General features: G+C 51.3%; 8 protein-coding genes and 1 pseudogene. 6 read left to right on the plus strand and 3 right to left on the minus strand.

From position 1 onward, the window contains the following. Together AC14M5_RS21350 and AC14M5_RS21355 are read right to left on the minus strand one after the other, a co-directional pair. Positions 1–301: hypothetical protein (locus tag AC14M5_RS21350; RefSeq protein WP_484031740.1), on the minus strand; the 301-nt coding region annotated here is incomplete at its 3' end. Continuing rightward, positions 276–573: pseudogene (locus tag AC14M5_RS21355) on the minus strand (LuxR C-terminal-related transcriptional regulator); the annotation flags it as partial. The gene AC14M5_RS21350 and the pseudogene AC14M5_RS21355, both read right to left, overlap by 26 nt. A gap of 66 nt (positions 574–639) precedes the next feature. Here AC14M5_RS21355 and AC14M5_RS21360 point away from each other — a divergent pair. Together AC14M5_RS21360 and AC14M5_RS21365 are read left to right on the plus strand one after the other, a co-directional pair. Beyond that, positions 640–1,647 (plus strand): hypothetical protein, encoded by a 1,008-nt coding sequence (locus tag AC14M5_RS21360; protein WP_484031741.1) that lies wholly within the window; start codon positions 640–642, stop codon positions 1,645–1,647. A 30-nt stretch (positions 1,648–1,677) separates the two neighbouring features. Continuing rightward, a complete protein-coding gene (locus AC14M5_RS21365; protein ID WP_484031742.1) occupies positions 1,678–2,541 on the plus strand; it encodes an SDR family oxidoreductase in 864 nt (287 codons plus the stop codon). A 148-nt stretch (positions 2,542–2,689) separates the two neighbouring features. Here the strand turns inward: AC14M5_RS21365 and AC14M5_RS21370 are convergent, their stop codons facing one another. Continuing rightward, positions 2,690–3,553: a transposase domain-containing protein gene (locus AC14M5_RS21370; protein ID WP_484031743.1), complete on the minus strand. Its 864-nt coding sequence runs from the start codon at positions 3,551–3,553 to the stop codon at positions 2,690–2,692. A gap of 468 nt (positions 3,554–4,021) precedes the next feature. On the opposite strand from AC14M5_RS21370, the gene AC14M5_RS21375 reads away from it, so the two are divergent. The 4 genes from AC14M5_RS21375 to AC14M5_RS21390 all read left to right on the plus strand — a co-directional run bounded on the left by AC14M5_RS21375 (position 4,022) and on the right by AC14M5_RS21390 (position 9,055). Then, positions 4,022–5,362, plus strand: coding sequence for an MFS transporter (locus AC14M5_RS21375; protein WP_484031744.1), 1,341 nt, complete (start codon positions 4,022–4,024; stop codon positions 5,360–5,362). Between the two features lie 74 nt (positions 5,363–5,436). After that, the gene (locus tag AC14M5_RS21380; protein ID WP_484031745.1) at positions 5,437–6,282 is read left to right on the plus strand and encodes an SDR family NAD(P)-dependent oxidoreductase; all 846 of its coding nucleotides are present in this window, start codon (positions 5,437–5,439) and stop codon (positions 6,280–6,282) included. Then, positions 6,260–7,240, plus strand: a complete 981-nt coding sequence (locus AC14M5_RS21385) for an NAD-dependent epimerase/dehydratase family protein (RefSeq protein WP_484031746.1) — start codon at positions 6,260–6,262, stop codon at positions 7,238–7,240. Before AC14M5_RS21380 ends, AC14M5_RS21385 begins: the two co-directional genes overlap by 23 nt. Positions 7,241–7,342: 102 nt before the next feature. Then, the gene (locus AC14M5_RS21390) at positions 7,343–9,055 is read left to right on the plus strand and encodes a thiamine pyrophosphate-binding protein (protein WP_484031747.1); all 1,713 of its coding nucleotides are present in this window, start codon (positions 7,343–7,345) and stop codon (positions 9,053–9,055) included. Positions 9,056–9,708 lie beyond the last annotated feature (653 nt).

Below are 9,708 nucleotides of genomic sequence, written 5' to 3' on the forward strand. Positions count from 1 at the left end.
GATGGTACGCACTGCCCGGCGCTTTTCCAAAAGTAAATAACGTATCTGTTTTACCGTAAGGTCTTCCAGGCGTTTTCTTCTCATCCGTCTCCCTGGCATTTTTATTTCCATCCAGCTTGGAATAATGAGTGGAAGAATTATTTATCTGGTCAATATTTTGCGGGTTAAAATTTTTATGGCATATATCATGTATACGGGTATTTATACCCGTATACATGATATGTACCCCACTGGGCAGGTATTTGTCGAGTTGTGGTCGCTTAAAATGACGAATGCTATAGCCATCTCTTTTCCCGTGCAAAGTGTGCGGCCTCCATTCGGTTGCGTGCATTAAGTTTTTGAATTGCTGTGGAAATATGGTTGCGGATCGTTCCCTCGGAAAGATAAAATTGTGTGGCAATATCCGCAATACTGGCGCCATCCAGCGATGCCCTTAACACACCACGCTCACGCCCTGTGAGCGGATCGTCTCCCTCACTCAAGGCAGAAAGGGCCAGATTGGGATCGACGACTCGTTTGCCAGCCATCACACGACGAATCGTCCCTGCGCAATTGATCTGCCCGCGCATCTTTGCTCGAACGGAGTGGAAAGCTTCACTCCGCTGGCTTCAACATGACTTAATTCAGGAAAAGATAGACATGAAAACAATTAATCCCGCCATCAAATATGTTCTACCAGGGATCGCCATTTCAGCGGCGTTTACAGCCATCATAGCATTTACCACCTCAAGCCTGACAGGCTTTGAGATCATCGGCAGGACAGTGCCTTTTGCCTATGCCTGGCGGCTGACTGAGCCGACTGCCATCACCCGTCTGACAGCGTGGAGCGGCTACCTTCTCCACAACATCTTCGTGTGGATCATCATTTACTTTGCACAGCGCCAAAAGTCCAAGTATGGGAACCAATTTCAATGGTTCAACTGGAGCATGGTCGCGGTGAATATCCTATTCACGATTCTCCATATTCTCCAGACTCGATTCTTCTATGACGGCCTGGCGCAGGACGTGCCTGAGCTGAGCGCGCTTGGATCCGTGGCATTGATGCTGATCGTCATCCTGATCCTCGAGACGCCGCGCCGCGGTCTGATCTTTGGGAAGAAGGTCAAATTTCAACAGCGCTTCATGGAGATCGTCCGCCAGTATCACGGCTATCTGTTCTCATGGGCAGTCATCTACACGTTTTGGTATCACCCCACCGAAGGAACATGGGGACATCTGATGGGCTTCTTTTACATGTTCATGCTCTTCACACAAAGCACGCTTTTTTTCAACCGTGCCCACATCAATAAGTGGTGGACGTTCACGCTCGAGGTCTTCGTGCTCATCCACGGCGTGACGGTCGCCATCTTCCAGGGCAATGACATGTGGCCGATGTTCGCTTTTGGTTTCGGCGCGATGGTCGTGTTAACGCAGATGTACGGACTGGGCTTGAACACCTGGGCCAAACGCGGGCTTGCCGTGGCATTCATTGTCGCGGTGGTTGCCAGCTACGGGATCATGGGACGTTTCGGTCAACTCAATGAAGTCATCCGCATCCCGATGCTGGACTACATGGTTGTATTCCTGATCTATGGAATTTATCTCAGCCTCAACTGGCTCGTTGGGTTGTTCAATCGAACTGCAACTGCTGAAGCTGGCATGGATTAGGTCTGGGGTCTGCTCAGTCAGAAGGAAAACATGAAAAACAAAGTTATTGTCATTACAGGTTCGACACGCGGGTTTGGTTATGTCATCGCGGAAGCCATGCTCAAAGCAGGTGCGACAGTTGTTATCTGCGGGCGGTCTGAGGATGCGCTCAAATCTGCGATCAGATCACTCGAAAGCCTCGGCCCGCTCACAGGTCAGCTTTGCGACGTGCGCAAGGAGCAGCAGGTATACGCGCTGGCCCGTCAAACGGTCGAACAGTTCGGGCGTATTGACGTCTGGATCAACAATGCAGGCTATTCCGCATCTGCCGGAATGATCCTGGATACTCCGCCTGCGCAGGCGATAGATATGTTCCTTGCTAATGATATGGGCACACTGTATGGAGCACAGGCCGCTTTGCACTTCATGCTAGTGCGCAAAGAGGGAATGCTAGTCAATCTTTATGGAAATGGCTCGTTCCTGCGCCCCGCTTCTCCAACGGGACTCTACGGGGCCACCAAAGCATGGGTCACCTCTTTCACGCGCTCGCTGGCAAAGGAAATCAAAAGCAGTGGTGTGAAGATCGTGGCTTTTAGTCCCGGCATGATGCTAACGGACATGCTCACCGCGCCAACGGTCATCGGCGAACGCGGCCGCGAGATGATGAAGAACTACGCCTTTGTGCTGCGCTTCCTTGCCGCCTCACCTCAAATAGCTGCTAAGAAACTGGTGGCAGTGATTGAATCAAACCAAAAAGAGTTTATCGAATACCGTATGCTCAAGCCCTGGTCGCCTTACCTCGGACTTCTACGGGTGGCCTGGGAAAACCTGACCAAGACAGGCAAAACGCCTGAGTTCGAACTGCACTATCAAGAAGCCTACAAATCAAAATATATTGTAAAAGGAAAGAAATGACATTGTGCTGTGCCTGGTATTTGGTAACGACAGCCGGAGCACATCCACAGGCCTTTTGTGGGTCACCAAAATCGCCACAAGGGCAGGGGTACACACAATCGGACATATTTTGCGGGTTTGACGGGGGTGTCACCACACTTAAACGTGGTCAAGAGGCCCATTGTTGGGCCAATTGAAGGATAGCAGTCGAAGGTTTGCCGCGCTGTTTGGGCAGTTCCCAACGCAGAGGCGGAACTTTGAAATTTAACAATTCGGTCGGTGTCCATTGGTGATCGGCGAGTTTGGATGCAATGGAAGGAGTTCGTTGCACCCAGTGATAGCCAAAAGAACCGACGGACAGTTTCAAACGCAGACAATGATGGAAGTCACAGAAATTATAGAAGCAACCGACGATGTACATCCCTGCCGCCCAAGTCTCAGTTCGTTGTGCTAAAGTACGAGTGCGACGGGCCAGTGAATGGATGCGCTGACGAAAGGTGGCGTTGAGACGCTCGATAAATGCTGTGTTGATGACACTCTTCCCTTGCGTCGTTTGGATCAAACGTTCGACCATGTCTTGCGCTCCTTGCACAATCCGTCGCACTATATTCAACACACCTTCTACGCGCTGTTTGACAACTTGCACAATTGCGATGTCCGGCCAGGAAACCATCTTGCAGCGTCCTGTTGCTCCTTCAAGCCTCGGGAACTTGCTGCGAAACACATTCCGAAAAGCGCTAACATAGCTGGCTAACCCGTCCACCGCTAACAAAAGCGGACGGCATAAAGCCATCTTTCGCATCTTGTCGACCAAGGCTTGAATCAAATCCAGATCACGCTTGGGGCTAACCACCCCGCCCATCCACAAACGAGTAGGAACCCAGATCGCGAATGCCATCCCGATCGTGCCTTTCTGTACTTTCACTTTAATTTCATCAGCCTGCACTTGTTGTAAATCATGCTGGCTGTCTTCAACCAGATAGATGTTCATGGACTTGTTGGCAATGCTTGCCTGCGTGTGAGTGCCAATCACTCACCGTCCGCTCATCCAGTCCAAAGGCTTTGACAATCGCTTGGACAGGACATCCATACGCCAACAAGACGATTACCCACATCACCAATTGTGGGTCTGAGCGTAACCGATAGAAAATGGTGCCCGTCGATGTCGTAAAGGTCTGTCCACAAATTTCACAAATACATCTTTTATCTTTCTGACTGTGAACATGGATGTTTTCTCTTCCGACTTGTCCCCTTGCAGGACAGTCCATATTCGGGCAAAATAGTTCTCGTGGGTTCATTGGCTTTTCGCGTGATTTGGTAGTCGCACGAGCTTGCCAATGAACCCCATTTTCGGCAAGGTTTATGGCCCTCCACGCTTTAGTGTGGTGCTACCCCAATGTTCTGCTATTGGATTCTCTGGCTTGCAGGTTGTAGACCGTAGATTTATTTTTTCGCAGTGATATACTTGCGCCAATTACATATCAGTGAGGAGGATGGGAAGATGGCAAATGTCGCACCACATTCTATATCCACACGCCGCGAGCGTGTGGCCTGGTACTTGTACGATTTTGGGAACTCCGCATATGCTTCAGTGGTACTGCTCGCAGTTTATTCGGCATACTTTCAGAAGCAAGTAGTTGGGGGAGCGGAGGGTTCACGCCTGTGGGGGTTGACGATTTCGGTCGCGATGATCATTGTCGCGATTGCAGCACCGGTCATGGGGGCCATAGCCGATTACTCCGGCGCAAAGAAACGATTTCTTTTTTTCTTCACAACGCTTTCTGTACTGTTCACCGCTCTGCTTTTTTTCACACAAAAAGGAACAATCGCATTGGCGATCATATGCTTCCTTCTGGCTGAGATTGGCTATCGCGCCGCACAGGTTTTCTACGATGCGCTCCTGCCTGAGATTGCCGAGCCAAAGGAAATGGGACGTGTTGCTGGAACCGGTTGGGCAATTGGATCTGCAGGCGGCATTGTCATCCTGCTTCTTATCCTCCCGCCGATTTTGATTAGCAAAAGCAGCTTGTTGGTTGTACGCGGTTCGCTTGTCGCCACTGCGATTTTCTTCGCGCTGGCCGCCATACCGATCTTCCTGTGGCTTCGCGAGCGTGCACAGCCCCAAAAACTTCCGCCGGGCGAAAACTATCTCGGTATTGCATTCAAACAACTACGCGAGACGATCAAAGCGGCGCGCGGATTCAATGAATTTTTGAAATTCATGCTTGCTTATCTGATCTACAACGAAGGCGTGATCATTGCCCTCGATTTTGCGGCGATTCTTGGCGCAGTGTTATTTGGCCTGGAGCAGACTGGCTTGATCATTTTCTTCATCCTGGTGCAGGCCACGAATGTGCTCGGCGCGATTCTCTTCGGAAACTTGCAGGACCGCTTTGGTGGGAAACGCTCACTTACAATTTCGATCATGTTGATGGTGGCCTGTATTCTCGCATTGTACTTCGCGCAAAACCAGACTCACTTCTTTATTATTGGCGCCTTCGTGGGTGTTGCGATGGCTGGCGTTCAATCGGTCAGCCGCGCGATGGTTGCCACCTTCAGCCCGCCCGGCAAGAGTGGAGAATTCTTCGGTTTCTTCGCCTTGACTGGACGCACTTCCTCGTTCATTGGCCCCGCCGTGTTCGGGTTTCTCGCGGCAGAATTGACCTTGTGGTATCAGTCCAAGGGACAGGCTGTTGAACTTGCGGAGCAATCGGGGCATCGTTTGGCGATTCTCTCGATTGCCGCATTCCTGATCGTTGGCTGGGCACTGATGTCTCTGGTCGATGAGAAAAAGGCGCGGGAAGCGGCAACCATGAACACACCTGCAAACGCAGGCCAATAATCGATTACAACACCGTCCCGTAGGTTTTCGACAGCGCCGCGGAGCGGTGTGTGTATGGTGAGTAGATAAACAAGATGACTGTCAGAACAGCGATCATCACCGGCGCTGCCAGCGGGATCGGCAAACATTGGGCAAATACCCTGCTGAAACAGGGTGACGAATACTGCCTTGTGCTTGCCGACGTAAACGAGAGAGGACTGCATGAAGCGTTTACGCCTAATGAGTCTGTACGCCTGCATGCACTGGATATTCGCTCGGTGGAACAATGGCAGACTGTCATTCATGACGCGCTTAAACATTTTGGCCGAATTGACTATTTGTTCAATATCGCTGGAATTAGCCGCCAGTCTTTTTTTCTGACACAGCCCATTGAAAACATTGATTTGGTAATCGATATCAACTTGAAAGGCCCGTTACTTGGCATGAAGCTTGTTGGCGATGTGATGCTGAAACAGAAATCTGGTCACATCATCAATGTCGGCTCACTTGCAGGTCTTTCGCCCACGCCGGGGAATGGACTCTATTCAGCGGCGAAGGCCGGACTGCGAAATGCCTCCATCGCCACCGCAATCGAATGGCGGAACGAGGAAGTGGCGGTCACTGTGATCGCTCCAGACTTGGTTGATACTCCCGTCATGCAGAAACATTTGGAGAATGGACACGACGAAGTTGCACTTACATATACAGGCGTCACGCTGACCGTCCATGATTTGGAGAAAGCCTTTTGGAAAGCCATGCGTGATAAGCCGCTCGAGATCAATCTGCCGCGCTGGCGTGGCTGGCTGACCAAATTGAATCATCTTAATCCGTCGATCATGTTCTGGTTGTATGAACCAATGAAGAGACGCGGTATGAAACGCCTTGAGAAAATCCGCAGACAGAGATCGGGGCAGGGAAATGGATCAGACTCGCTATCGTAAAGTGTTCATCACGGGGGCGCTCGGCTTTGTAGGGCGCGCTATTTCAGTGCGTTATCGCGAATTGGGCGCAGAGACCTGCGGCCTGGATGTGCATGCCGATGCTTCTACAAATGTTGTCGCGGGCGATGTCTCCCAACCCGAAGAATGGCAGGATCATTTAAGTGGATGCGACCTTGTCATCCACACTGCCGCCATCGTGACCAACAACGTCTCGCGCGAAGAAGCATGGCGAGTCAATGTGCTTGGCACACGCCGCGTTTTGGATGCGGCGATCAAAGTAGGTGTAAAACGTTTCATGCATATTTCTTCGCTGGCCGCAATGCGTTTCATCTTGGATAATCAAGCCGATGAATCCGCACCGGTGATGCCCACCGGTAATCCTTACGTTGACACGAAAATTGCAAGCGAACAGGTAGTGCTCGCTGCACACGCGGCTGGTGAAATGGTCTGCACGATCATCCGCCCCGCGGATATTTACGGCCCCGGCTCCCGCCCGTGGACTCTCATCCCTGTGCAGATGATTCAAAAGGGATTGTTCCTTTTGCCTGCTCACGGTCAGGGAGTTTTTCGCGCGATCTACATTGACGATCTTGTGAACGGTGTGATGCTCGCGGCGGAGAAGGATGCAGGCCGCGGGCAAATATTTATTCTCGGCGGCGAGAGCGCGACCACCTGTGAAAAATTCTTTGGGTATTATTGTCGTATGTTGGGAAAAAATGGTCCGCGCACGATGAGCACGTCAATGGCGATTGCGATTGCAGAAATTGGACGCGTGATCTTCACCTTGCTTGGCAGGCAAACCGAGTTGGGGCGCGGCGCAATGGAAATGCTTTCTAAGAAGAACACGGTATCGAATAAAAAGGCGCATGACTTGTTGGGCTGGTATCCGCAGGTGGATTTGGATGAAGGAATGCGCCGCACGGAAGTTTGGTTGAGGGAGCAAAAAATCATTGCATGAAATTCATTAAACACAAAGGACGCCAAGTACACGAAGGTGTTAAAAGCCTTTCCTTTGTGGTCTTTGTGACCTTCGTGTTTAAATCTTTTCGAGGAGGAACTCATGACTGAAATAACTGTTGGTGAATTGCTGGCGAAATGTTTGCAGGCCGAAGGGATCGAAATGATGTTCGGGATTATTGATGGGGCGCATATTCCGTTTACATCGCAGGCGCCGCGCTATGGTATACGGCATATCAACTGCCGCCATGAAGAAGGCGCTGTCCATCTGGCGGAGGGCTATTCACGCACGAACGGCAAGCCAAGTGTTGTGATTGCAAGCCCGGGGCCGGGTGGGGCGAATATGCTGGCGGGGATTACCAGCGCATATGCAGAAGGGCATCCGATCATCGCAATCGCATGCACACGTCGCCGATTGACTACCGATCCTGAGCGGGGCGGTGCATGGCAGGCGACCAATCTCGTGGATATGGCAAAGCCGATCACGAAATACAGCGCACTAGTCCGTCAGCCAGAGCGACTGCCCGAGATGATGCGAGCAGCTTTCCGCGCAGCATTGACCGGGCGTCCTGGCCCCGTGTTCATCGCCATTCCAGATGAGATGTTGGGAATGAAAATCGATGAGGAGAAAGTTCCTGTATATCCATCTTCGCAATATCGAATGACAAGCATGGGTGCAGGCGATGCGGCATGGATCGAGCAGGCCGCGGAATTGCTTGCAAATGCCCAGCGTCCTTTCCTGCACGCAGGGAAAGGCGTGCTGTGGGCGGATGCTTCAAAGGAATTTATCGAGTTGGGTGATTATCTCGCGGCAGGCATGAGCACGAGTATGGGCGCGCGCGGCGCAGTGCCCGAAGATCATCCGCGTTATTTCTTCGTGTTCGATATGCAGGCATCTTCGCTTGCCAAGAATGAAGCGGATGTGGTTCTGGTGGTTGGTTCGCGCCTTGGTGAGTATGACGGTTGGGGAATGCCTCCAGCCTGGGGTGATCCGTCGAAGCAGAAAACAATTCAGATCGATGTCGATGCGAATTCCATTGGGTTAAATCGGCCCGTTGATGTGGGAATCGTGGCAGATGCGAAATCCGCATTGAAGGCGATATTATCCAAGGTAAAAGAAAAGACACAAGCTCGAACCGAAATGCCTGACCTGCCGCGCTATCGTGAGTTGACCCAGCAAACCCAGATGCAGGGATTTCAATTTCTCATGGCAGAGCCAACGCAGGGACTCAACCCCGGGCAAATGGTTTTCAACGCACGCAGTTTCTTCCCGCGCGATGCGGTGACGGTGCTGGACGGCGGCAACACAACCTTGTGGGGCGTTGCCTTCAATCAAATCTATGAGCCGCGAAGTTTTCTTTATTCGGTGAAGATGGGTTATCTGGGAACGGGCGTGCCGTTTGCGATTGGCGCGAAACTTGCCGCACCCGAGCGGCAGGTCTACTGTATCACAGGGGATGGCGCGGTGGGTTTCAACATTATGGAAATGGAAACCGCCTTGCGCGAAAATGCCCAGATCATTGTCCTCGTGGCCGTTGATGACGGCTGGGGCATGGAACGCAGCGCGCATAACTTTGGCGGCGTCCCTGCCGAGCAGCAGCAAGGCGTAAATATTTCAGGAGAGATGCGCTATGACTTGATCGCGCAGGGGATGGGATGCTACGGCGAAAAAGTGGACTCTGTGGGCGAACTGCCCGCCGCACTCCAACGGGCAGTTGATTCTGGCAAACCAGCTCTGTTGCATGTGACGGTTGATTCTGTTCTTAACACCGACCCGCCTGGTTATAAACAATTCCGCTACGTAAGAACGCTGTAGCAAATATAAAAACGGGCTCGTTGACATCACTTCCGAGACCGTTTTTCATATCAGTTATTCACATCCCAGGCGTCGCATAGCGATGCTGGAGTTTTTGTAAAAAATTCGATTGATTGCAACTGAGGCAGAGTGGCTATATGGATGGGTTAACAAAATCCATCACATGAGCAGAATAGTTTGGAAATCGTTGTTTATAAAGTTGTCTTCGATTGAAACAGTAAACAAACAAGCGCACTACACATTCCAAAGCGTACGGGTTCTGCCTCTTTCACGCTTCGGGAACGGGTGCAACAGGCAATGTTTCTGCGTGGGCAGTGACCCAAAGCGACACTGTTCGATGGCTAACTTTCAGATGGCGAGCAATGCGACGAAAATTATATTAGACGCTGAGAAACTTCTTCGGCCCTTGGATGGATGAGTCTGCCCCGATTAGCCAGAACTTATACCCGTATACATGATATGTACCCCGCTGGGCAGATCCGACTGCGGTTGTGAGGGTGTACTACATAAAGTCTACTCAATGGGGACTAGTGGTGTGTTTGAAAAGTAATTCAACATAGTCGTGACAGCTTGACAACCTTATACTTCTCATACAGTTTCTTTTGCGGAGTTGAGTATGAGAAGACGGAAACCAAAAACCATACGGCTGAGCC

The organism is Candidatus Villigracilis sp. (assembly GCF_057083605.1).